Below are 23,908 nucleotides of genomic sequence, written 5' to 3' on the forward strand. Positions count from 1 at the left end.
TAATGGTTATTCAGTTATGTGATCGGGTCCGCAGGCGCAACGCAGGGTTGTGGACCAGACGCTTGTGATCCCATCCGTTGGGCTATCGTTTTATGTGCTTGCGCAAACAGGAAATCCTGAGAAGGATTCAAAGTTATTAAGGTGCAAGCGCGATACCGTGGCTTCGGGCGGGGAATATCAATCTTCGGGAAAGAGAGGGCGTGGCGTTTGAACTGTAAATTTTACAAATAAGGGCGGATAGCCGGGGTTATCCGCCGCGCGTGGCTACTTAGCGATACTTTTTGTGGTAGGTATTGCGCGTAGCCTTAAACTCTTCGGCCGCCGCCTGCGCTTCTTTCACCTTGCCTTCGTTGGCAAGCTTTATTGCGCCGTCGATTTGGCCAATCAGCGTATCCAGGCCGTGGCGATAGTCCTTCATTTCCGCGCTGTCCGCCGCTTTGTCTTCAAGCTTTGGCGGCGTACCTTTCTGCGCATCAAGTGCCGCGGTGCGCATATTGTTCAGCGAGGTTTTCAGCTCCGCCGCGTCGTTGGTTTTCAACACGGTCTGGTAGTTCTCAGCGATGGTATCCATATCATCGCCTACGTCTTTCGCCATAGCGGCATTGGTAAACAACACGGACGATACGGCCAACATTGCAATCAGTTGCTTAAGCATTAAGTCATCACCTTTTTTATTATTGAAGAAAGGCGCGGCGTGCCGCGCCCGTAACCGCTCTATTGACCGGCGATCTTCATCTCCGGCAACAGTACTGAACCACACTGAATGTTACTGCGTTTTTCAATATCGCTACCGACTGTGACAATATCCCGCCACATGTCTTTTAAATTTCCGGCGATGGTGATTTCGCTTACCGGATACTGAATCTCGCCGTTCTCCACCCAGAAGCCGGAGGCGCCGCGTGAGTAGTCTCCGGTAATGCCGCTCACGCCCTGCCCCATCAGTTCGGTAACGACCAGGCCGGTGCCCATTTCTTTAAGCATGCCGGCAAAGTCCAGGCCGTGCCCTTCGATACGCCAGTTGTGGATGCCGCCCGCGTGGCCGGTGCTTTTCAGGCCCAGTTTGCGCGCGGAGTAGTTGGTCAGCAGCCACTGCTGCAGGACGCCGTCTTTAATAATATCGCGACGTTCCGTACGCACCCCTTCGCTGTCAAACGGCGTGGAAGCCAGTCCTTTTAGCAGATGCGGATGCTCTTCAATCGTCAGCCATTCCGGCAGAATCTGCTTGCCGAGGTAATCGAGCAGGAAGGTGGACTTACGGTATACCGCGCCGCCGGCTATTGCGCCCACCAGGTGCCCGAACAGGCCCGTCGCCACTTCAGCGGCGAAAATAACCGGCGCCTTCATGGTGGATAATTTACGCGGAGAAAGGCGGGATAAAGTGCGGCGCGCGCATTCGGCACCGACCCATTCCGGGCTTTCCAGATCTTCAATTGCACGGCCGATGGTATAGGCGTAATCACGCTCCATTTCGCCGTTAACTTCGGCGATAACGCAGCTGGAAAGAGAGTGACGAGTCGAACAGTAGCTTTGCAGCATGCCGTGGCTGTTGCCGAAAACCTTGATGCCGTAATGGCTGTTGAAGCTGCCGCCTTCGGTATTGGTGATGCGTTTATCCACGTTCAGCGAGGCGTTTTCCGCACGCGCGGCAAGCTCAATAGCGCGGTCCGCATCCATTTCTACCGGATGGAAAAGGTCCAAATCCGGCGCGTCAAAGGCCAGCAGCTCTTTTTCCGCTACGCCCGCAAACGGATCGGGAGAGGTGTAACGGGCGATATCCAGCGCCGCCTGCACGGTGCGCGCTACGGCGTCCGGGCTTAAATCCGTGGTCGAAGCGCTGCCTTTACGATTTTGATGATAAACGGTGATGCCCAACGCGCCATCGCTATTAAATTCAACGTTTTCCACCTCACCGTAGCGGGTGCTGACGCCGATACCCGTGGTTTTGCTGACGGCCACTTCTGCGCCGTCGGACTGCGAGGAAGCCAGTTCCAGCGCCTGCGAAACCGCCTGTTCAAGGATCTTACGTTGTTGTGCTACCTGCGTGTTTACTTTCATCGCGACTGCCATAATGTAAGGTGAGTGAATTAAGTCTAACAGGATCAGAACAATTTCGCAGTGAACAGGCTTTACTGGTAGAATTAGCCACTTTTTTTAAGGAGCCTATATGACTAAGCAGCCCGATGACTGGCTCGATGACGTCCCCGATAACGAAAATGAAGACGAAGATGATGAGATTATCTGGGTCAGTAAAAGCGAAATTAAACGCGATGCCGAAGAGCTAAAACGCCTCGGTATGGAGCTGATGGAGTTGGGCAAAAACGCGCTCGACAAAATCCCGCTGGATGACGATTTGCGCGCCGCCATTGAGCTTGCGCAGAGAATCAAAAAGGAAGGCCGCCGCCGTCAGGTGCAGCTGATTGGTAAAATGATGCGCTCGCGCGACATGGATCCTATCCGCCAGGCGCTGGACAAGCTGAAAAACCGCCACAACCAGCAGGTTGCGCTGTTCCACAAGCTTGAAGCGCTGCGCGACCGTCTGGTAGAAGAAGGCGACGACGCGCTAAGCGAAGTGCTGAGGCTTTACCCGGAGGCGGACCGTCAGCAGCTGCGCGTGCTGATTCGCAACGCCCAGAAAGAAAAAGCGGCCAATAAGCCGCCGAAATCTTACCGCCAGATTTTCTCTTATCTGCGCGAGCTGGCCGAAAGCCAGGACTAAGCCGGTAAATATGGCGTATTCCTCTGCTCAGTTTGCAGAGAGTACGCCATCGGAAATTAATATGCCCGCGCCACCGTAAGATAGCCATTGAAGCGCACCGAACATTCATTATCATTCACCAAAGCCGAGGCAATAAAAACGTTTTGCTTCCCGTCTTTATTAAAACAGGTGAATTTAACCGTCAAATTTCTGGCGTTGTCTTCACTAAATATTTTCTTATAAGCGTCACTGGATACCCAACCGCTCTTTCTGCGGGTGGATTCATCCTGTGAGAACTGATTAGCCAGCGCCTCCGTTACCGGATAGTTAGCAATAATGACCGCTTGCGTTCTGCTTTTATCAATTGAGGTTGGATCAACGCCTGCTGAAGCGCTTATGGCATCCTGTAACGCAATATCAATCGATCTGCCCGGGGGCCTTGCAAGCATCATAGTTTAGCGGGTTCGCCAGCGCTGAACCGGCTGTCAGAAGCGAGCTGATAAAAAAAATGGCTATTCTCATTTAACAATGACCTTTTTATCTCCGCTCTGCCGCACATTCTGTTAGTAATATCGGGTTGCAGCCTTAATGTATATCTTCCTGCGGTATTATGCGTAAAAGGTCGCTCCGTTATTTGCTGATTTTTATAAAATCAGAAAAGTGACCGGGCTATTTTCTGTAATCAATAAGGCGCCCGCGAGCCTTATTACCCTTTCCCATAATTCAGCGTTCATATAGCGCAGGTAAAAAAAATGCCAGCCCGGTAAACAGGCTGGCATGCATATTTCTACGAATAAATTAACGAGCGGCTTTTTTCGCCAGCTCATCAAGCAGCTTCTGATGAATGCCGCCAAAACCGCCGTTGCTCATCACCAGAATATGGTCTCCCGGCTGCGCGGTTTTGACAATCATGTCCACCAGCGTGTCCACGTCCGCGCTCCAGTGGGCGGGCTGTATGCAGGCTTCGGCTACTTCCACAACCTGCCATGGAATATGCGGCGGTTGCAGCAGGAAGACTTCATCCGCCCGGCCTAAAGAAGGGGCGAGATCGTCTTTGCTCAGACCCATTTTCATGGTGTTGGAGCGCGGCTCAAGCACGGCGAGAATGCGTGCGGTGCCGCCCACCTTGCCGCGCAGCGCCGCAAGGGTCGCCAGAATCGCCGTCGGATGATGGGCGAAATCGTCATAAACCGTCACGCCGTTGGCTTCACCACGCAGCTCCAGGCGGCGGCGCGCGTTGACGAAGCCGTCCAGCGCCCGGGCGGCATCTGCCGGGGCGACGCCCACGTGACGCGCTGCGGCGATGGCCATCAGGCCGTTATGCATATTGTGCTCGCCAACCAGCTGCCAGTTCACTTCGCCCGCACGTTCGCCGTCCAGATACACTTCCCAGCGGGAGGCATCCGGCGTGAGCTTTTTCGCCTGCCAGTGGCCCTGTTCGCCCACCAACTCCTGCTCGCTCCAGCAGCCCATCGCCATGGTCTGTTTAATGTTGGCGTCGTTTTCCGGCCAGATGATTTTGCCCTGCCCCGGTACGATGCGCACCAGGTGATGGAACTGTTTCTGAATAGCCTTCAGGTCGTCGAAGATGTCCGCGTGATCGAACTCAAGGTTATTGAGGATCAGCGTACGCGGGCAGTAATGCACGAATTTGGAGCGCTTATCGAAGAACGCGCAGTCGTACTCGTCGGCTTCGATCACGAAGAACGGGCTGTTGCCCAGGCGCGCGGAAACGTCGAAGTTCCCCGGAACGCCCCCAATCACAAAACCAGGCTTGTAGCCGCAGGCCTCAAGGATCCACGTTGCCATGCCGGCGGTGGTGGTTTTGCCGTGGGTGCCGGCGACGGCGATCACCCAGCGATCGCGCAGTACGAAATCATGCAGCCACTGCGGGCCGGACATATAAGGAATGCTTTTCTCAAGCACCGCCTCCACGCACGGATTGCCGCGCGTCATGGCGTTGCCGACGATCACTAAATCCGGCTGCGGATCGAGCTGTTGCGGGTCGTAGCCCTGAATCAGCGAGATGCCCTGCTCTTCAAGCAGGGTGCTCATCGGCGGATAAACGTTGGCGTCCGAGCCGGTTACCTCGTGGCCAAGCGAGCGAGCAAGCATAGCCAGACCGCCCATAAAAGTGCCACAAATCCCTAAAATATGAATGCGCATACAAAACTATCCTTTCTCTGTTTGGCGCACATTCTACCCGCATGTCCTGTGCTGAGAAATGCAATTCAGGAAATTCCGTATTTTGCTGGCGCGATTCACCTGTGCGCTAAGATTTGAAAGTTTGTTAAGATTGTTGCAACCGCTTTATCCAACATAAAGATGCAGGGAAAGGTTATGAAAACGTTAGGTGAATTTATTGTCGAAAAACAGCACGAGTTCCCCCACGCAACCGGCGAGCTCACTGCTTTACTGTCGGCGATAAAGCTGGGTGCCAAGATCATCCACCGCGATATCAACAAGGCCGGCCTGGTTGATATTCTGGGTGCCAGCGGCGCTGAAAACGTACAGGGCGAGGTGCAGCAAAAGCTCGATCTGTTCGCGAATGAAAAACTCAAAGCAGCACTGAAAGCCCGGGGAATTGTGGCGGGCATCGCTTCTGAAGAAGAGGACGAAATCGTCGTTTTCGAAGGGGCGGAGCACGCCAAATACGTGGTACTGATGGACCCGCTCGATGGCTCATCTAACATTGATGTCAACGTCTCCGTTGGCACCATTTTCTCTATCTACCGCCGCATCACGCCGGTCGGCTCCCCGGTGACCGAGGCCGATTTCCTCCAGCCGGGCAACAAGCAGGTTGCCGCAGGCTATGTGGTTTACGGCTCCTCCACCATGCTGGTTTACACCACCGGCTGCGGGGTGCACGCCTTTACTTACGATCCGTCGCTGGGCGTGTTCTGCCTGTGCCAGGAGCGCATGCGCTTCCCGGAAAAGGGCAACACCTACTCCATCAACGAAGGGAATTACATTCGCTTCCCGAACGGCGTGAAAAAATACATTAAGTTCTGCCAGGAAGAAGACAGCTCAACGCAGCGCCCGTACACCTCGCGCTACATTGGTTCGCTGGTGGCCGACTTCCACCGCAACCTGCTAAAAGGCGGGATTTACCTCTACCCAAGCACCGCAAGCCATCCGCAAGGGAAGCTTCGCCTGCTGTACGAAGGCAACCCGATGGCGTTCCTGGCCGAGCAGGCGGGCGGCAAAGCCAGCGATGGCAAAGAGCGTATTCTGGATATCATCCCGGAATCCCTGCACCAGCGCCGTCCGTTCTTCGTCGGTAACGAGCATATGGTGGAAGACGTGGAGCGCTTTATTCGCGAGTTCCCGGACGCCTAACTGTTTTCTATGGTGGAGGGCGCGCAGCCCTTCCACCCTACAGATCGTTGATTCTGTAGGGCGGATAAGCGCCGCCATCCGCCGTTTAGCACCTGAACGACGCCATCGCGGCGACAAGATGCTGCGACTGCTCTTCCAGCGAACGGGTCGCCGCTGAAGATTCCTGCACCAGCGCCGCATTCTGCTGCGCGGCTTCATCCATCTGGCTTACCGCAATATTCACCTGTTCAATACCGTGGCTTTGCTCATTCGAAGCGTTGGCGATCTGGCGCATCAGCTTGGTCATGCGCGTGACCTCCTCGGCAATTTCATCCATGGTTTCGCCCGCCTGCTGGGCCAGGTCGCGCCCTTCGCCCACGTGATTTTGCGAATCGGAGATTAGGGTGCGGATTTCTTTCGCCGCGTCTGCGCTGCGGCTTGCCAGGGTGCGCACTTCCCCGGCCACCACGGCGAATCCGCGCCCTTGTTCGCCGGCGCGCGCGGCCTCTACCGAGGCGTTCAGCGCCAGAATATTGGTCTGGAAGGCAATGCCGTCGATAACGCCAAGAATATCGGCGATCCGATCGGAGCTGGTGGCAATATCACGCATTTTCTCGATAACGTAGCACACCATTTCGCTGCCGCGATCGGCGGTATCGGATACGTCCTTCGCAAGCTTGTGCGCCTGTTCGGCGTTGTCGGCGTTCTGCTTCACCGTCGCGGTGATCTGCTCCATGCTGGCGGCGGTTTGCTCAAGCGAGGTGGCGGTGGATTCGGTGCGCTGGGAGAGATTAAGGTTGCCCGCCGCCAGTTCGCGGCTGCCGGTATCAATCTGCGAGCTGGCGTCCCGGACGCGGCTTACCGACTGCGTCAGGGAGTCGCGCATCGCGGCGATGGCGCTCGCCAGGCGGCCAAACTCGTTGTTTCCCGCGGCCTGCAGCTCGCGCGTCAGGTCCCCTTGCGCTACGTATTCAAGCTGCTCGATGGATTCATTGAGCGGTTTAAGCAGCAGATGGCGCAGCGCAAGCCATACCAGCACGATAATGCCCGCCGTCAGCAGCGCTGCGATAATGATAAGCGTAAGGACGATTTTCTTTTGCTTGTGGATGGCGGCCACTTCATCGTTGCCGCGCTGCTCGCCCCACAGGCGGAAAATCTGCACGTCGTTATCAAACTTCTGCGCCAGCGGGGCCAGGCCATTTTCCAGCAGAGCGTAATAGTCGTCCGGGCTTTGCTTATTCAGGGCGGCCAGCATCGGCGTAATGCCTTTGGCGAGGTAGTCGGCGTAGGTTTGCGACAGGTTTTTGAGCAGCTGATTGCCCTCTTCATCGTCCACGCCGCCGTCGATAAAGGCTTTAATTTCCTGCCGGGCATGCGCGGCTTCGCCGGTAACGGTATTGGTCGACTTAGCGGCGTCTTCCAGCATGCCGATCTCCATCTGGCGCACCGCCTGCCCGGCCTCGTTGCGGGCGCGCAGCAGGGACAGGTAGCCGTCGGTCAGACGCACCATCTGCTCGCCCTGCAGACGGTTTATTTTTTCAAGCGAGCTGGAGCTTTGCTGTAAGGCAAAAATACCAATGCCGCTGACGACCAGCAGCAGAAACGTCATCACTGCCAGTAACGTTAGCAGACCCGTGCGAATCGACAGATTTCTTAGCATGCTTCTCTTCCCGGTGACTTAAGTCGTAGATAACTGATAAAGATGTTATCGGCAGCCACCGGGGAAAGTTTAGACGATTTTTGTTAATTCAATATGTTACGAGCGGGTTGCCGTAACGCTAATACGTTTAACAGGCGAGCTCTGACGATTTTCCCACAGCACCGTCAGCCCGCGTTGTAACGCAATAAAAATAAACAATAAAATGCCGATGGCAATTTTCGTCCACCACGAGCTGAGCGTGCCGTCGAAGTTGATATAGGTCTGGATTAGCCCCTGAATCGCCACGCCGAACAGGGTGCCCAGCACGGTGCCTACGCCGCCGCTTAGCAGCGTGCCGCCGATCACGACCGAGGCTATGGCGTCCAGCTCAACGCCCATGCCCGCCAGCGCGTAGCCGGCGGAGGTGTAAATCGAAAAAACGATGCCCGCAAGCGTCGCAAGGCCGGTAGAAAGCATATAGATGCGCACGGTCGTGCTGCGCGTTGAAATCCCCATCAGGTTGGCAGAGGTTGCGCTGCCGCCGATGGCGTAAACCTGGTTGCCGAAACGCGTGCGATGGGCGAGGAAAATGCCCACCACCACCACCGCCAGCATCAGCAGCCCCATCGCGCTCAGCCTACCGCCGCCGGGAATGCGCCAGGCAAGGCTTGAGAGCGCCTCATAAACCGGATGGTCAACAGGAATCGACTCCTCGGAAACCAGATAGCTGACGCCGCGCAGGAAAAACATTCCGGCAAGCGTAATGATAAACGCCGGGATTTTCAGCGCGTCGATAAGCAGCCCCATAAAGGCGCCGAAGGCGCAGCCCATCAGCAGCACCAGCGGGAAGGGCCAGCAGCGGCGATATCCCCCAAAAGCCGATCGCTTTGGCGAGGAATACGCCGGTAAAGGCGATCACCGAACCGACCGACAGATCGATCCCGCCGGAGAGGATCACAAAGGTCATGCCGACGGCGATGATGCCGAGGAAAGCGTTATCGGTCAGGATATTGCAAATCACCCGCGTGGAGGCGAAGCCGGGAAACTGCGTCAGGCAATAGAGATAGCCCAGCACGAATACCGCCAGGGTTATCATCAACGGCAGGTTACGTTTGATCATGACGGCGGAGTCCTTTAAGCAAAGCAATAAAACGCGGCGACTGCACAATCAGCACGCACAGCACCACAACGGCTTTTACGACCTGGTTAAGCTCCGGCGGGAAGCCGGAGAGCAGAATGCCGGTGTTCATCCCCTGAATAATCAGCGCCCCCACTACGGACAGCGCAATGTTAAAGCGTCCGCCCATCAGCGAGCCGCCGCCGATCACCACCGCCAGGATGGCGTCCAGCTCCAGCCACAGGCCGGCATTGTTGGCATCGGCCCCGCGAATATCCGCGGTGACGATAATCCCGGCGATGGCCGCGCACACGCCGCTTAGCACATAGGTAAGCATCACAACGAGCCGCGTATTCACGCCGGCGTTTTTGGCGGCGCGAATGTTAATCCCCACGGACTCGATAAACAGGCCCAGCGCCGTTTTACGGGTAAACAGCCAGAACACAATCAGCGTGGCGATGGCGATAATCACCGGCGTTGGGAAGAAAAACAGCGAGCCGCTGCCAAGAAACGACAGGCTCGGCGAGTTAAAGGTAACGATTTGCCCGGCGGTAATAAGCTGCGCCACGCCGCGCCCGGCGACCATCAGTATCAGGGTCGCGACGAAGGGCTGAATTTTCAGAATGGCGACCAGAATACCGTTCCATAATCCGGCCAGTATGCCCACCCCGAGGGAGGCCAGCAGCACCACCGCCAGGCTGTGGCCCTCAACCGTAAGCGTGGCGGCGGTCGCTCCGGCAATCGCCATCACCGCGCCCACGGACAGATCGATGCCGCCGGTGGCGATGACCAGCGTCATGCCGATGGCCAGCAGCGCGACCGGGGCCGCGCGGTTCAGGATGTCGATTGGGCTGCCGAACAGGCGCCCGTCCTGCACGACGATATTAAAGAAATGGTTGGCGACCATGCTGTCGACCACCAGCACCAGCACCAGCGCGATAAGCTGCGGGATACCGGGAGGCCAGCGGAAGCTGCGTTTTGGCTTCGGCGCCTCGGTTTGCGGCAATGAACGGGACATCACGTGTTACTCCTTATGCCGCAATGGCATTCATAATGGCCGAAACGGACAGCGCTTCGAGCGGGATCTCCGCCACCTGCTGCCTGTCGCGCATGATCACCACGCGATCCGCGTAGCCCACCAGCTCTTCAAGCTCGGAGGAGATGACCAGCAGCGCCAGCCCGTCGGCGCAGAGCGTTTCTATCAGGCGGATAATTTCCGCGTGCGCCCCTACGTCGATGCCGCGCGTTGGCTCATCGAGGATCAGGAACTGCGGTTTGGTCAGCAGCCAGCGCGAAAGCAGCACCTTTTGCTGGTTGCCGCCGGAGAGAAACTCAATCGGCTGGTCGGGGCCCGGCGTGCGGATGCCAAGCTGGCGGATAAAACGTTCGGCTATCTGGTACTGCTCGCGTCTGGGGATCGGCCGCAGCCAGCCGCGCTGGGCCTGCAGCGCCAGAATGATATTTTCGCGCACCGAAGCAGCGGCGATAATGCCGTCGGTTTTGCGATCCTCCGGACAAAAACCAATGCCCAGGCTTGAGGCTTTATGCGGCGAGCGCAGCGTTTGCGGCCTGCCTTTAATCATGGCGCTGCCGCTGTCGGCGGGTTTAATACCGAAGATAACCTCGGCGGTTTCCGTTCTGCCGGATCCCAGCAGCCCGGCAAGGCCGACGATTTCGCCGGGGCGCACTTCGAGATCGAACGGATTGATGGTGCCTTTCCTGCCGAAATTTTTAAAGGCGGCGACGGGTTTTTCACTCAGCAACGTGCGCCCGGCGCGCTGGAGCGCGTTGGTTTCCAGCTCGCGACCCAGCATCATTTTCACCAGTTCGATCTGCGGCAGATCCTTTGTTTCCCTGGTGCCGACAAAGGCGCCGTTACGCAAAACGGTGATCCTGTCGGTGACTTCATAAACCTGATCCAGAAAGTGGGTGACGAAGATCAGGCTGACGCCCTGGGAGCTGAGCTGGCGCATCAGGGTAAAAAGCATTTCCACTTCTTTGGTGTCGAGGCTGGCGGTAGGCTCATCAAGGATCAGCACCTTAGCCGACAGATCGATGGCGCGGCAGATGGCGACGATTTGCTGCATCGCCACGGAATAGCGGTTGAGCGGCTCGGCGACGTCCAGCGAGAAGCCGTATGACTCCATCAGCGCGGTTGCGCGCTTTTCCATCTCTTTGCGGCGCAGCAGGCCGAAGCGCCGCGGCTCGCGGCCGATAAACAGGTTATCCGCCACGGACATATTGGGCAGCAGGTTCACCTCCTGATAAACCGTACCTATGCCAAGCTGCTGGGCGTGGGCGGTATTTTTCGGCGAAATCAGCTCGCCTTCCAGGTAAATATTGCCGCCGTCGCGCTGGTAGACGCCGGTCAGCGCTTTGATTAACGTTGATTTTCCGGCGCCGTTTTCACCGAGCAGCGCCATGATTTCTCCGCGCCGCAGGCTGAAGTCCACTTTGTCGAGCGCCCTGACCCCGGGAAAATATTTGCTAAGGCCTTCCGTACGCAGAATTTCCTGATTGTTTGTGTTCATCTTCGAACTCCCGCCAAAGTAAAACTGTAGGGTGGATAAGCAACAGCGCCCTCCACTTTTGCCATTCACAGTGGACTACGCTCTGAATGGCGGATGACGCTACGCTTATCCGCCCTACATACAACTCTCCCCGGCCCTGGACGAATCAATAGCCCATCGATTTTTTCTTCTCTAACTCTTCTTTCGCCGTATCCGGCAGGTAAAGAGTGGATTTCGTAATGGTCACTTTTTCAGGCATGGTGCCGTCTTTTTTGAATTTCTCAAGCGCGTCGAAGGCAGGGCCCGCCATGTTTGGCGTCAGCTCTACGCTTGCGTTGGCTTCGCCGTCGATCATCGCCTTATAGATATCCGGCACGCCGTCAATTGAACCGGTCAGGATATCTTTGCCCGGCTTCAGGCCCGCTTCTTTAATGGCCTGAATGGCGCCGATCACCATGTCGTCGTTATGGGCGTAAACCATGCAGATGTTTTTGCCGTTGTTCTCGGCCTTGATAAAGCTCTCCATCACCTCTTTACCTTTGCTGCGGGTAAAGTCGCCGGACTGGGAGCGGATAATTTTCACGTTGGACGCTTTAGAAATCGCGTCGGCAAAGCCTTTCTTACGGTCGATGGCCACGCTCGCGCCCACGGTGCCCTGCAGCTCAACCACGTTACACTGCCTGCCGTTAAGCTCTTTTAGCAGCCATTCGCCAATCAGCTGGCCTTCCAGCACGTTGTTGGCGGTGACCACGGTCATGTACAAGGATTTGTCTTTTACATCGATATTACGATCGAGCAGGAACACCGGGATTTTGGCTTCTTTTGCTTCCTGCAGCACCGGCTCCCAACCCGTGGCGACGATAGGCGCAATAAAGATCGCGTCTACGCCCTGGGCGATAAACGAACGTACGGCTTTAATCTGGTTTTCCTGTTTTTGCTGTCCATCGGCGATTTTCAGCGTGATACCGCGTTTCTGGGCCTCGCTCTTTGCAACGGAAGTTTCTGCCGCACGCCAGCCGGATTCAGAACCCACCTGCGAAAAGCCAACGGTTAATGGAGCAGCAATGGCCATAGACGACATTGCTGCGGAGACTGCAGAGACCAAAAGTAAGCGCTTCCACATAGGTGCATCCTCGTAGGGTTATTGTTGGTTAAAATCTGGCCTTCGCCGGAAACTATAGCCGACGTGCGATGTAACAGAATGAGTTACATCACAATTCGAAAAAGTAACGAAAATGTTAAGCGTCCTGTCAGGACTGAGATCGTCTAAAGGCTATTGCTGCGGCGTTTACAAAGGCGGCGGGCGGTGGCGCTTTTTTTATGCCTGAAGGCAGGCTTTTCCTTAGCTTGTAACCGCTTACACTTATTTATAAAGAAAGCGGCTATGTTTATGGATAAATTCATCGCCGGAGTGCTCTGAAAATAAGCCGCAAGCCTAATCGGCAAAAAAAGAGTCCAGGACATTTAAAGCCAGTTGGCTATAATACCGGGCACTTGAATGACACCAGTTTAAAGGAAACAGACATGAGCTTACTCAACGTCCCTGCGGGCAAAGATCTGCCAGAAGACATCTACGTTGTTATCGAAATCCCGGCGAACGCTGACCCTATCAAATATGAAATTGATAAAGACACCGGCGCGCTGTTCGTTGACCGTTTCATGTCTACCGCAATGTTCTATCCGTGCAACTACGGCTACATCAACCACACCCTGTCTTTAGACGGTGACCCGGTTGACGTGCTGGTCCCGACGCCATATCCGCTGCAGCCAGGCTCCGTTATTCGCTGCCGTCCGGTTGGCGTGCTGAAAATGACCGACGAAGCCGGTGAAGATGCCAAGCTGGTTGCGGTTCCGCATACCAAACTGAGCAAAGAATACGATCACATCAAAGACGTGAACGACCTGCCGGAACTGCTGAAAGCGCAGATCTCCCACTTCTTCGAGCAGTATAAAGCGCTGGAAAAAGGCAAATGGGTGAAAGTGGAAGGCTGGGACAACGCTGAAGCGGCTAAAGCTGAAATCGTTGCTTCCTTCGAGCGCGCGGCTAAAAAGTAATTCTTTGCGCCGTTTAAGCTTGTGAAAACACCGCCAAAGGGCGGTGTTTTTGTTTCTGCGTCAGGCTGAAAAAGGGCGCTTCACCCTGTCTCTTTGCCCACGGCTTGTTCTTGCCCCAGACCTCTTTTGCTCATCACAGGTGCATTCACAGAGACGGCCACTCGCGAAGAGTGGCCGTTGGGAAGAGATCAGTAGCGGTCTTTATCCAACCAGTTACCGCTGTCGATGCGGGTTAATCCATCCACCGGCCGCTGGTACACGTACATCCATGCACTGCCGTAAGGCGTCTGAATAAGCTGGCGTTTATACTCGCCGCCCTTGGTGCGCAGGGCATCCAGTTCGGCGAGCGTGGAGGCGTCAATCCTGTAGACCTCACCCAGCACGGCGCCGTCGCCCGATACCGCTCCCGGATAGTGGCCAAGGCTGTAGAGCACGTAGTTTACCTGCGTGTGATCTCCCAGCCACTGGGCGTTAGTCATCCAGTGGCTGTTGCCCTGCTTGCGTCGTAAACTGCCGTAAACAAATATTCGCATTGCTAAAACTCAAACTGATAGAGCACATCAAGCGCCTGATCTATGCCAGACACCGCTTCCAGATATAGCTTAGGCATCAGGCGATAACGCAGTGTCAGTGTCGCCAACGAATCAAAGATACCCACGCCATACTTCACCTGCAGACCCGGCAGTACATAGCCGCTGACCACCACCTGAGAGGAGTCTCCTACCCCGGCGGTATCCAGCGCCAGATTGCTTACGCCAAACGTCTCGCCGATTTTACCCACAACCTGCCCACTCTGCGCAACCCCCAGACCGACAAGGGCGGAAGTTAAGGCGTTGGCATCGTCGCCGGAACTGCCCAAACCTTGCCCGCGAAGCAGGTAGGACAAGGCTTCCTGCTGCGACATGGCAGGATCGGAAAATATCTCAGCTTTTGGCTCATCGGCCGATCCCGTGACGCGAACGCCGGCTGTCACGTTATCTTCGGTGGCGTCCGGGTTACGAATGGCTTCGATATTCAGCAGCGGCTGATCCGGCGGCCCGGAGAATAACAGCTCGCCTTTACGCACTATCAGATCCTGGCCGTAAGCATGATAACGCCCTTCCGGGATATTAATCTGGCCGTTAAGCCCCAGCCCCTGACGATCCTGGACCATTTTCAGATCGCCACTCAAACGCGCCTTGAGCCCAAAGGCGTCCATGCGCACGTTGTCGCCGACATGGATAATCAGGTTGCTGTTAATCGGTATGCTGGCGGTTTGCGGCTCCTGCGGCCTGAGGTTTTTATCCAGCATAACTTCATCGCTGGACACGCCCACCGAGCTTTCCGGCACTTCATGCACGATGATGCGCGCCCAGGGGATATCCACGCGGCCGTCAAGCGTAAACAGGCTTGGCGTGGCGACGAATACCACGTCCGGTGAAACATCCAGACGCACCATCGGCGGCACCGTGATGCGCACCTTATTGCCCTTCGCCGCCACGCGCGCGCGCCAGTTGTCGAGCTGCGTCCAGTCCGCATCACCGTTTAAGGCGATATCGCCCTGCCTGGTGCGCACCGTGCCGACTAAGGTCGAATTCATGCCGTTGAAGTTCATGGCCAGCTGGCTTGGCTGCATGTCAAACGGCATAAAGTTGGCGTCGATATCCACGCCGTTTAGCTGCAGCTGCCCGAATATCTGCGGCCGTTCCAGATTGCCGCCCAGACGCAGGTTCGCGTTGAGCTTGCCGGCGGCCTTTTCACCGCGCGAGAAAATAGCGTTGGCGATAGCGAGATCGAAACTGCGCAGATTGACGTTGCCGGCAAGGTTACGGCGGCCTTGCGGATCGGTAATTTGCACCTGCCCGTCGAACTGCCCGTTGTTCGCCACGCGAACCAGCCAGCCAAGCTGCGCACGATTGTTTTTCAGCTCCGCGGTAAGGTTTAAGGTATCGAACGAGACCGGCAGCGGGTTATGGTCGATATCCTGCGTCACCTTCACGCCGCGCCCGTTTAGCGTTATCTGGCCCTGAGGCAAACCTTCGGCTTCGCTGTCCCAGCTTACGTCGGCACGGCCGCTGAACGTTCCGCTCGCCCGGGTGGTGTCCGGCATAAAAGGCTTCAGCATGGCGAGGTCGAAACGGTTGAGATTCACCACCGCACGGCCCTTCGCGCCGGCATCGATAGTTTGCGGGACGCACAGTTCAGCATTCGGGTTATTCCAGCAGTGCGGCCCGATGCTGATTTTCTGTTCTTTGTTGCGGTAATCCAGCGCAAGGGTACGGTTCAGGCTCCAGGGCCCTACCGGCGTATCAAAACGCGTATTCGAAAGGGTGCCGCGCCAGCGTTCTTCAGCCCGATCGAAGCCGCCGCTGAGGTTAAGCTGTCCGGAAACCGGCTCGCCCTGAATACGCAGCTGCAGCTGATGCTGCTTCTCGCTGCCCTTCGCTTCCAGGGTGGCAAGGCTGATGTTTACCCCAGGCTGCGTGATACGCTCCACGCGCAGATTGAGGTTACCGCCAATCTGGTCGGTGGATTTCACATCGCCTTTTAACAGCACGCGTGCGATGGACAGCTCCTGCCAGCGCAGGCCGTTCGCGGTGAGATCGGCAAGCAGCTGCGGCGCCTTCACGTCGCCGCGAACCTTAACCGTTCCCTTTGCGGTGCCGCCAAGGCCGGGCAGCGCGTTGTCCAGGTTCGGCGCGTTGATATTCGCATCCAGCGCCAGCTCTTTTGGCCCCAGTTCGCCTTTCACATCGGCGCTGTTGCGGCCAAGCTCCAGGTGCAGCCCCGGAATATTCCACTGCATGTAGCTGTTGCCTTTGAGCTTTCCGGTCACGCTTACTTTATTTTGCTTCACGTTGCCGGCGAGCTTCAGCTCCGGCACGTCCACCTGCCAGGTGCCGCCATAAAGGCTGCCGCTGGTTTTCACCAGGCCGTCGAGCTTCGCCGGCCAGTCCGGATACTGCCTGGCCGTATTAATGCCCTCAAGGGTCAGCTCGCCGCGCCAGCTGATAGCCTTGCTCCAGTCGAGCACGGCTTTCAGGTCGGTATTGCCCTGCAGCGCTGCGATTCTTAGCTTATCGAGGTTCAGCTGCTGCTCGTTGCCTTTGCCATCAAGCGTAATGGTGGCGGGCGGGATCTGCGCGCCTTTTACCGCCGTGCGGAACGAGAGCGTGTAATCCGTCATTTTGCCGCTGAACTTCAGCTTCACATCGTCTGCCTGATACTCTTTCTCGCCGGTAAACGGCCAGTAAAGCTGCTTGCTGACGATGTCTAGATTGAGCGGTAAACCCGCCTGCGCAAGCTGGGTTTGCGCGGTGATCTCCATATCCACCGGCCCTGAAAGATTCATGCCCACCTTCAGCACGTCCCGCAGCTCGCCGCCAATCTTCATCTTCACCGTTTCGCCCTTTACGGGATCGATATTCAGCCTGGTGTTAAGGGTAAGATCGACCGGCCATTTGTCGCGCAGCACCGCGCTGCCCGTCGCGTTAACCAGGCCCTGCGAAGAATCCACGTCCAGCGCGTCGAGCTTCACGTTGCCGTCGGTGCTGCTGACTTTAAGAAGCAGGCTGCTGACCAGCAGATCCGTGTCGCCCGTCAGGCGTAGATTAGAGCCGCGAAACTCCTGGATATTGAGGTTTAACGGCAGATGAACGTCCGTCATTTCCGGCAGCACCGGTTTTTCAAACAGCTGCCTGAGCGTTTCTCCCAGCGGCAGCTCTTCCGGCTGCGGATTATTTATCTTCGGTTCAACCACCTCTTCCTGGGCGACCTTCGCGACCTTCGGCAGGGCAATCAGCAGCCCTTCGAGACGGGTCGGCGCCAGCGTCAGGTTACGCTCCTGCCAGCTCAGGCCGGAGGTGAACTCCATCACCGACACGGTGGTGTTATCGATTTTGATATTAACGTTGTTAAGCGCCACGCGGCTGAGCGTGATGGGATAAGGCGTGCTGAGATCCAGCGGGCCGCTGTCTTCTTCTTGCTCAGGCGCGGAAGGCGGCATTTTTTTCGTATCCACCACCACGTCGATATCTTTAAGCGAGATGTTATTCACGCACAGGCTGCTGTCGCGCAGGCAGCCGAGCTTTATGGCGAGGTTGATTTCACCGGCGTTGACGTTGACGCCCGGCTGCTCATAGCGCAGCCCTTTAATGGTCAGATTGCGCCAGCCGCCGGTTACGCTGCCGATATCCAGCCCCGGCACCCAGCGGTTGGCCGCGTTAAACAGCACGTGTAAACCGCCGGTGGTGCCCACGAGGAAGCCCACCGCGCCGATCAGCAAAATAACAACCACCAGCACCGCGAGGCTTATTTTCTTCCAACGACTCATAATTCAGGCCCCAGACCGATGTAAAACTGCAAACCGTGCTCTTCTTTATCAGCCACCGGCACGGCCAGATCGAGTTTGATCGGCCCCACCGGGGACTGCCAGCGCACGCCTACGCCTGCGCCGGTTTTAAAGTTGCTCTGTTTGATATCGTTCACCGCTTCGCCCGAATCCACGAAGGCCGCGCCCCACCACTTGCCGCTGACGTTGTACTGATATTCCAGCGAGCCGGTGGCCAGTTTGGACGCGCCGGTCAGCTTGCCGTCGCTGTTTTCAGGAGAGATGGATTTGTATTTATAGCCGCGGATGCTGCGGTCGCCGCCGGCGAAGAAACGCAGATCCGGCGGGACTTTCTCGAAGTTGTTGGTTTCAATCCAGCCCAGGTTGCCGCGCGCCACAAAGCGGTGTTTATCCTGCAGCGTGCGGATCCACACCTGCTGCGCCTGGAACACGCCGAAGTCTACGTCCGAGCCCCAGGTCGTGTTGGAGACGTCAATCGAGTAACGCTGCGAATCGCCCCAGGTCGGCATCAGGCCGCCGCGTGAACGGGTGCGGTTAAGGCTCACGCCCGGATACAGCAGCATCGTGGTGTTGGTGACGTCCGCCTGGGTAAAGTGGTCGAGGCTCCAGCGCAGGTTAATGGCATGCTGCCAGCCGCTTGATAAGTCCCAGTAGCGCGAGACGGCAAGGGTGCTGGAGTCTGACTTGGTATCGTTAAGGTCGGTGCGTTTAAAGCCGCCCTGCATTAAATAATACTGCTCCAGGGGGTTTTTCAGCAGCGGGACCTTGTAGCTGAAATCAAGAACCTGCTCCGGCGCCGAAAGGCTGGTGCTGGTGCTAAAGCTATGGCCGTAAGAGTTGACCCAGGGCTTTTTCCAGGTTGCCTTCACGCGCGGGCCGACGTCGGTAGAATAACCCACGCCGGTTTCGATGGTGTTTTCGGTACGCGGCGCGACGACGCCGTGCAGCGGCAATATTTTAGTTTTGCGGGATTTATCGAATTCGGGCGCCACAACCACCGAGTTAAACCAGCCCGTTGCGGATAAACGGCGGTTCAGCTCGGCCAGATCGCGGGACTGGTAGTAGTCGCCTTTTTTAAAGGGCACCAGATTTTGCAGATATTCTTCACGGATTTGCGAGCCTTCAAAGGTGACATCGCCGAAACGATAGCGCTGCCCGCTGTCGTAATCGATATCCCAGAATGCCTGACGGCGCTCGATGGAAACGCCAAGCTGGCTCTTTTTGAACTCGCTGTCAAAGTAGCCTTTACGCAGCGAGACGCTGGTCAGCCCCTTTTTAAAGGCTTCGTAAACGCCGTGATTAAGCACCGTACCGTTTTTCGGGCGCCCGTTAAGCAGGCTTAAAAAATCCTCATCCTGGCGCGCGCCGCCGCGCAGAATGACGTTGGTGCCGCCGATCAACACTGGCGGACCGGGCTTAACTTCCACCTTCAGCACCTGGCGGCCTTTCGGCGGCGGCGCAAGCAGCTGGAAATCGATGGTGGGCTCATAATAGCCAAGCGCCTTCAGCCCGCCGCGGATGGCGTCATCCACGCGGGCCTGAAAGCGTCGGTCCGGCGTTACTTCATCGCTTTGAATCGTCGAAAGATGCGCACGAACGTTTTTGCGCAGCTCACCCGTTAATCCTTCGACCTGTAATCGCACGTTGGCGGCGTTGGCCCCACGTGCTTGCCAGACATAAACTCGCCAGACATAAAATACGGATTCGTGGCACGTTTGCTCCTGAATAACCTTGTTTCCACCCCTGGAAGGAAACGTCAGCACCGCTCCGCGGTTTAACAAAACTCCAACGGTCGGAGTTGAAAATTGCTTAAAGACCCAAATAATTCTTGTATGTACTGTAGTCTCATAAGGCGTGGTTATTGTCTGAAATAACGCGCCTCGTTACAACCGCGTGACGGTTGTAACCTCTTTTGCCGATATCGGGAGACCAAAACTGATGAAATTATTCGAAAAGAACCATCCCGTTGCGCAGTCCGAAGCGTTACCCGGCCGTAACACCCCGATGCCGGTTGCGACTTTGCATGCCGTAAACGAACATTCCATGACTAATGTACCAGATGGAATGGAAATAGCTTATTTTGCGATGGGGTGTTTCTGGGGCGTTGAACGTTTGTTCTGGCAGATCCCGGGCGTCTATAGCACCGCGGCCGGTTATACCGCGGGATATACGCCGAATCCTACCTATCGCGAAGTCTGCACCGGCCAGACCGGGCATACGGAGGCGGTACGCGTGGTTTACGATCCGCAAGTAGTGAGCTACGAACAGCTCCTGCAGGTCTTCTGGGAAAACCACGACCCGGCTCAGGGTATGCGCCAGGGCGGCGACGTGGGCACGCAGTATCGTTCCGGCATCTATCCTTTAACGCCGGAGCAGGACGCGGCGGCGCGGGCAAGCCTTGCGCGCTTCCAGGACGCCATGGCGCTGGCGGGCGATAAGCGTCAGGTGACCACCGAAATAGCCAACGCCGGCCCGTTCTACTACGCCGAAGATGAGCATCAGCAGTACCTGCATAAAAATCCTTACGGCTACTGCGGTATCGGCGGGATTGGAGTTTGCCTGCCGCCCCAGGGCTAAATGCGGTTTTGCGGCGGACGGCGCAGGCCTGTCCGCCCTGCCCGCTGGAAAAGTAAATTTTTCCTCAGACGCAACAAATACCGTTGCTGAATCAGTAAGTCGCTCAACAACAGCCCAAACTTTACCCAGTAGCAGCCCCTCCCGCCCTTACGCTATACTAGCCGTTGAAATTGCAGGCTCGCTCATCCGGCGGCCCGCATTTCTTATGTACGACCCCTTGTATTTTCAACTTTCCCTTCCGAGGATCTGGTCTCATAGCCGGATAAACTATGTTAAACAGTATTTTAGTGATACTTCTTCTTATTTCCGTCAGTGCATTTTTCTCTATTTCCGAGATCTCGCTGGCCGCTTCCCGCAAAATCAAACTCAAGCTGCTGGCTGATGAGGGCAACCTTAACGCGCAACGCGTGCTGAAAATGCAGGAAAGTCCCGGCATGTTCTTTACCGTGGTGCAGATAGGCCTTAACGCGGTGGCGATTCTCGGCGGTATCGTCGGCGACGCGGCGTTCTCACCGGCGTTTAAAAGCGTCCTGGAGCGCTTCTTCTCACCGGAGATGGCCGACCAGCTGAGCTTTATGATCTCCTTTACCCTCGTTACCAGCCTGTTCATCCTGTTTGCAGACCTTACTCCGAAACGCATCGGTATGATTTCGCCTGAATCTGTTGCTTTGCGAATCATCAACCCGATGCGCTTCTGTCTGTTTATCTTCCGTCCGCTGGTGTGGTTCTTCAACGGCCTGGCAAACGTCATTTTCCGCATCTTCAAGCTGCCGATGGTGCGTAATGACGACATCACCTCCGATGATGTGTACGCGGTGTTTGAAGCCGGCGCGCTGGCTGGCGTGTTGCGTAAGCAAGAGCATGAGCTGATTGAAAACGTCTTTGAGCTGGAATCCCGTACCGTGCCGTCTTCGATGACGTCGCGTGAGAACATCATCTGGTTCGATCTGCACGAAGAAGAGCAAAGCCTGAAGAACAAAATCGCCGAGCATCCGCACTCCAAGTTCCTGGTGTGTAACGGCGATATCGACCATATCGTCGGCTACGTGGACTCCAAGGAGCTGCTAAACCGCGTGCTGGGCAACCAGAGCATGGCGCTAAACAGCGGCGTTCACCTGCGCAACACGCTGATTGTGCCGGATACGCTGACGCTCTCCGAAGCGCTGGAAAGCTTCAAAACGGCGGGGGAAGATTTTGCGGTCATCATGAACGAATACGCGCTGGTGGTGGGCATCATCACGCTAAACGACGTCATGACCACGCTGATGGGCGACCTGGTAGGCCAGGGCATGGAAGAGCAAATCGTCGCCCGCGACGAGAACTCCTGGCTGGTTGAAGGCGGCACGCCGATTGACGACGTGATGCGCGTGCTGGATATCGACGAGTTCCCGCAGTCCGGCAACTACGAAACCATCGGCGGCTTTATGATGTTTATGCTGCGCAAAATCCCGAAGCGCACCGACTCGGTGAAGTTCTCGGGCTATAAGTTCGAGGTGGTGGATATCGATAACTACCGTATCGATCAGCTGCTGGTGACGCGCATCGACAATAAGCCAAACCCGCTGGCGTCGAAGCTGCCGGATGCCGAAGAGCCAAGCGCGGTTTAACGCGTAGTGTACAAACTGCAGAAACATCAACGGCCCCATCGGGGCCGTTTTACTTTGTAACGCTTTAGGCTTTAAGCCATTTCCGCCTGCATACGCAGAACCTGGCGGTTTACTTCGGACATAACGGATAAATGCTGCTTATCTTTCACTTTTGGGATAAGGATTTTGCCCTTATCAAATTCAAAAGCGCCAACGTCCTTGATGTACAACCGTCCACGGAACAGGATTTTCACGTACTTCGCCACCTGAAGGGGGTTGTAACGTTGGAAAATTTTCATTCTTCTTTCTCTCCTGCAGTGTTAACGCCCCTGCGGTTCCACAATTGGTCCGACAAAACGAGGCGAAAAAATTTGGTGCCCGAAAACTATAGTCCATATACAAACCGACACCTAGTTTGCATAACCTTATTTACCGTTTAATGACAATTTCTCAGAGTATTCTTTTCAAATGTTAATAAAATTTAGTTTAAGCATTCAAAAAGCGGAGATATGTGCGTTCGCCCGCAAACTGGCATTCAAGTTGCGGGACAGATGGCCATTGAGCACTTATGCTTAAAACGTCAGGGCCAAGTGGTCCGATCACCTGCAAACCTTCTTTAAGAACAAGGAGTCAACCATGACCCTGCGAGCTACGCTTGCGCTTACCGCCCTGCTGCTGCCGTTGATGGCCTCAGCGCATAACTTTGAAAAGAGCCAGCGCGTCGCGCCGGTAGGCATTGCCGACAAAGGCGAACTCGTTCTGGATAACGATAAGTTTAGCTATAAAAACTGGAATAGCGCGCAGCTGGCCGGAAAAGTTAGGGTGCTGCAGCATATTGCCGGACGCTCCAGCGCGAAGGAGAAAAACGCCGGGCTGATTGAAGCCATCAAAGCCGCGAAGTTCCCGCACGATCGCTACCAGACCACGACAATCGTCAATACCGATGACGCCATCGTCGGCACCGGCATGTTTGTGCGCAGCAGCATCGAGAGCAATAAAAAACAGTATCCATGGTCGCAGTTTGTGGTGGACAGCAACGGCGTGGCGAAAAAGGCCTGGCAGCTGGAAGACGGCGGGTCGGCGATTGTGGTACTGGATAAAAACGGACGTATTCAGTACGCCAAAGACGGTTCTCTGACGCAGGCGGAGGTGCAGCAGGTGATGAACCTGCTGCAGGAACTGCTCAGTAAATAGAAACCCGGAAGCCTGGGTTTAAGAAAGACTCGCGCGGGGTATAGTCAAGCGGCTTGCCCTGCCAGTCATGGACATGCGCGCCGGCCGCGACCGCAACGGCGTGGCCTGCGGCGGTGTCCCAGATATTGGTCGGCCCAAAGCGCGGATAAAGCTGCGCCTGTCCGTCCGCCACCAGGCAGAACTTCAGCGATGAGCCGATAGCGGTGGTCTGGTGTTCGCCTATCTGCTGCAGATACTCTTTCAGCTCTTCGTCGCTGCGGGCGTGAGAGCGGCTAATAACCACCAGCGGCGGACGCGCATCGCGCACGTGAATCTGATTTCGCACGCCGCTCTCTTCTTTCCAGGCTTTGCCTTCCGCGGCGCTGTACATAATCTTCAGCACCGGTGCGTAAACCACGCCCAGCACGGCTTTGCCTTCCTCAATCAGCGCGATGTTAACGGTGAACTCGCCGTTGCGTTTGAGGAACTCCTTCGTGCCGTCCAGCGGATCCACTAGCCAGTAGCGGCTCCATCCCTGACGAATTTCCCAGCCTTGCGGATCCTCTTCCGACAGCACCGGAATCTCCGGCGTTAAAGCCTGCAGGCCGTTGATGATAATAGTATGGGCCGCGATATCCGCTGCGGTTACCGGTGAATCATCCAGCTTCCGGGTCGCGTCCAGCGGCTTTTCCCCTTCATAAACCTGCATGATGGCGGCTCCCGCCTCCCGTGCCAGTTGGCAAATTTGTTCTAACATTCTTCACCTCGTATTGTGTCGCCGCACGCTGCATCGCGCGAATAACCTGTTGTTTTACTTATATCTCATTGCGTGCTGATGCGCTATCTGTGAAGCGATTCCGGTTTCATCGCCCTGATTTCTGGCAGACTTCACAACTTTGTAAGCAACA

General features: G+C 56.1%; 18 protein-coding genes and 2 pseudogenes. 6 read left to right on the forward strand and 14 right to left on the reverse strand.

Annotation, left to right across the window (positions count from 1 at the left end; all coding sequences use genetic code 11):
• Nucleotides 1-268 precede the first annotated feature (268 nt).
• Complete coding sequence (gene cybC / locus WLO32_RS18100; protein ID WP_435946382.1) at nt 269-655, reverse strand: cytochrome b562; 387 nt, start codon at nt 653-655, stop codon at nt 269-271.
• Between the two features lie 59 nt (nt 656-714).
• Nucleotides 715-2,067 (reverse strand): metalloprotease PmbA, encoded by a 1,353-nt coding sequence (pmbA, locus tag WLO32_RS18105; protein ID WP_435946383.1) that lies wholly within the window; start codon nt 2,065-2,067, stop codon nt 715-717.
• Nucleotides 2,068-2,164: 97 nt separating this feature from the next.
• Here pmbA and yjgA point away from each other — a divergent pair, with 97 nt between their 5' ends.
• On the forward strand, nt 2,165-2,716 hold the full coding sequence (yjgA, locus tag WLO32_RS18110; protein WP_121267748.1) for a ribosome biogenesis factor YjgA: 552 nt from the start codon (nt 2,165-2,167) through the stop codon (nt 2,714-2,716).
• A gap of 56 nt (nt 2,717-2,772) precedes the next feature.
• Here yjgA and WLO32_RS18115 read toward each other — a convergent pair whose 3' ends face one another.
• A complete protein-coding gene (locus tag WLO32_RS18115) occupies nt 2,773-3,147 on the reverse strand; it encodes a hypothetical protein (protein WP_435946385.1) in 375 nt (124 codons plus the stop codon).
• A gap of 346 nt (nt 3,148-3,493) precedes the next feature.
• The gene (mpl, locus tag WLO32_RS18120) at nt 3,494-4,861 is read right to left on the reverse strand and encodes a UDP-N-acetylmuramate:L-alanyl-gamma-D-glutamyl-meso-diaminopimelate ligase (RefSeq protein WP_435946386.1); all 1,368 of its coding nucleotides are present in this window, start codon (nt 4,859-4,861) and stop codon (nt 3,494-3,496) included.
• 174 nt (nt 4,862-5,035) lie between these two features.
• Here mpl and fbp point away from each other — a divergent pair, with 174 nt between their 5' ends.
• Nucleotides 5,036-6,034 carry a class 1 fructose-bisphosphatase gene (fbp, locus tag WLO32_RS18125; protein WP_121267750.1) on the forward strand — a complete coding sequence of 333 codons (999 nt, stop codon included), beginning with the start codon at nt 5,036-5,038 and terminating at the stop codon, nt 6,032-6,034.
• An 85-nt stretch (nt 6,035-6,119) separates the two neighbouring features.
• On the opposite strand, the gene WLO32_RS18130 is transcribed toward fbp, so the two are convergent.
• The 5 genes and pseudogenes from WLO32_RS18130 to ytfQ form a co-directional block, all read right to left on the reverse strand.
• The gene (locus WLO32_RS18130) at nt 6,120-7,673 is read right to left on the reverse strand and encodes a methyl-accepting chemotaxis protein (protein WP_435946387.1); all 1,554 of its coding nucleotides are present in this window, start codon (nt 7,671-7,673) and stop codon (nt 6,120-6,122) included.
• 96 nt (nt 7,674-7,769) lie between these two features.
• A pseudogene (gene yjfF, locus WLO32_RS18135) lies at nt 7,770-8,772 on the reverse strand (galactofuranose ABC transporter, permease protein YjfF).
• The gene (ytfT, locus tag WLO32_RS18140) at nt 8,759-9,790 is read right to left on the reverse strand and encodes a galactofuranose ABC transporter, ATP-binding protein YtfT (RefSeq protein WP_435946388.1); all 1,032 of its coding nucleotides are present in this window, start codon (nt 9,788-9,790) and stop codon (nt 8,759-8,761) included. The pseudogene yjfF and the gene ytfT overlap by 14 nt, the downstream one beginning before the upstream one ends.
• A 10-nt stretch (nt 9,791-9,800) precedes the next feature.
• Nucleotides 9,801-11,300 carry a galactofuranose ABC transporter, ATP-binding protein YtfR gene (gene ytfR, locus WLO32_RS18145; protein ID WP_435946389.1) on the reverse strand — a complete coding sequence of 500 codons (1,500 nt, stop codon included), beginning with the start codon at nt 11,298-11,300 and terminating at the stop codon, nt 9,801-9,803.
• A 145-nt stretch (nt 11,301-11,445) separates the two neighbouring features.
• On the reverse strand, nt 11,446-12,402 hold the full coding sequence (gene ytfQ / locus WLO32_RS18150; protein WP_121267753.1) for a galactofuranose ABC transporter, galactofuranose-binding protein YtfQ: 957 nt from the start codon (nt 12,400-12,402) through the stop codon (nt 11,446-11,448).
• Between the two features lie 401 nt (nt 12,403-12,803).
• On the opposite strand from ytfQ, the gene ppa reads away from it, so the two are divergent.
• Nucleotides 12,804-13,334 (forward strand): inorganic diphosphatase, encoded by a 531-nt coding sequence (ppa, locus tag WLO32_RS18155; RefSeq protein ID WP_435946391.1) that lies wholly within the window; start codon nt 12,804-12,806, stop codon nt 13,332-13,334.
• 188 nt (nt 13,335-13,522) lie between these two features.
• Here ppa and WLO32_RS18160 read toward each other — a convergent pair whose 3' ends face one another.
• The 3 genes and pseudogenes from WLO32_RS18160 to tamA form a co-directional block, all read right to left on the reverse strand.
• Nucleotides 13,523-13,867, reverse strand: a complete 345-nt coding sequence (locus WLO32_RS18160; protein ID WP_435946393.1) for a gamma-glutamylcyclotransferase family protein — start codon at nt 13,865-13,867, stop codon at nt 13,523-13,525.
• A gap of 2 nt (nt 13,868-13,869) precedes the next feature.
• Nucleotides 13,870-17,646 carry an autotransporter assembly complex protein TamB gene (tamB, locus tag WLO32_RS18165; RefSeq protein ID WP_435946394.1) on the reverse strand — a complete coding sequence of 1,259 codons (3,777 nt, stop codon included), beginning with the start codon at nt 17,644-17,646 and terminating at the stop codon, nt 13,870-13,872.
• Nucleotides 17,643-19,377: pseudogene (tamA, locus tag WLO32_RS18170) on the reverse strand (autotransporter assembly complex protein TamA). The gene tamB and the pseudogene tamA overlap by 4 nt, the downstream one beginning before the upstream one ends.
• 225 nt (nt 19,378-19,602) lie before the next feature.
• Here tamA and msrA point away from each other — a divergent pair.
• Nucleotides 19,603-20,241, forward strand: a complete 639-nt coding sequence (msrA, locus tag WLO32_RS18175) for a peptide-methionine (S)-S-oxide reductase MsrA (protein WP_435946396.1) — start codon at nt 19,603-19,605, stop codon at nt 20,239-20,241.
• A 269-nt stretch (nt 20,242-20,510) separates the two neighbouring features.
• The gene (locus tag WLO32_RS18180) at nt 20,511-21,848 is read left to right on the forward strand and encodes a hemolysin family protein (RefSeq protein WP_435946397.1); all 1,338 of its coding nucleotides are present in this window, start codon (nt 20,511-20,513) and stop codon (nt 21,846-21,848) included.
• 71 nt (nt 21,849-21,919) lie between these two features.
• On the opposite strand, the gene WLO32_RS18185 is transcribed toward WLO32_RS18180, so the two are convergent.
• Nucleotides 21,920-22,126 (reverse strand): DUF1107 domain-containing protein, encoded by a 207-nt coding sequence (locus tag WLO32_RS18185; protein WP_121266826.1) that lies wholly within the window; start codon nt 22,124-22,126, stop codon nt 21,920-21,922.
• 337 nt (nt 22,127-22,463) lie between these two features.
• On the opposite strand from WLO32_RS18185, the gene WLO32_RS18190 reads away from it, so the two are divergent.
• Nucleotides 22,464-23,021: a YtfJ family protein gene (locus WLO32_RS18190; RefSeq protein WP_435946399.1), complete on the forward strand. Its 558-nt coding sequence runs from the start codon at nt 22,464-22,466 to the stop codon at nt 23,019-23,021.
• On the opposite strand, the gene cysQ is transcribed toward WLO32_RS18190, so the two are convergent.
• Nucleotides 23,011-23,757: a 3'(2'),5'-bisphosphate nucleotidase CysQ gene (gene cysQ, locus WLO32_RS18195; RefSeq protein ID WP_435946400.1), complete on the reverse strand. Its 747-nt coding sequence runs from the start codon at nt 23,755-23,757 to the stop codon at nt 23,011-23,013. The two genes, WLO32_RS18190 and cysQ, sit on opposite strands and share 11 nt — an antisense overlap.
• Nucleotides 23,758-23,908: the final 151 nt, after the last annotated feature.

It is taken from the genome of Dryocola mayonis, assembly GCF_051307045.1.
GTDB lineage: Bacteria > Pseudomonadota > Gammaproteobacteria > Enterobacterales > Enterobacteriaceae > Dryocola.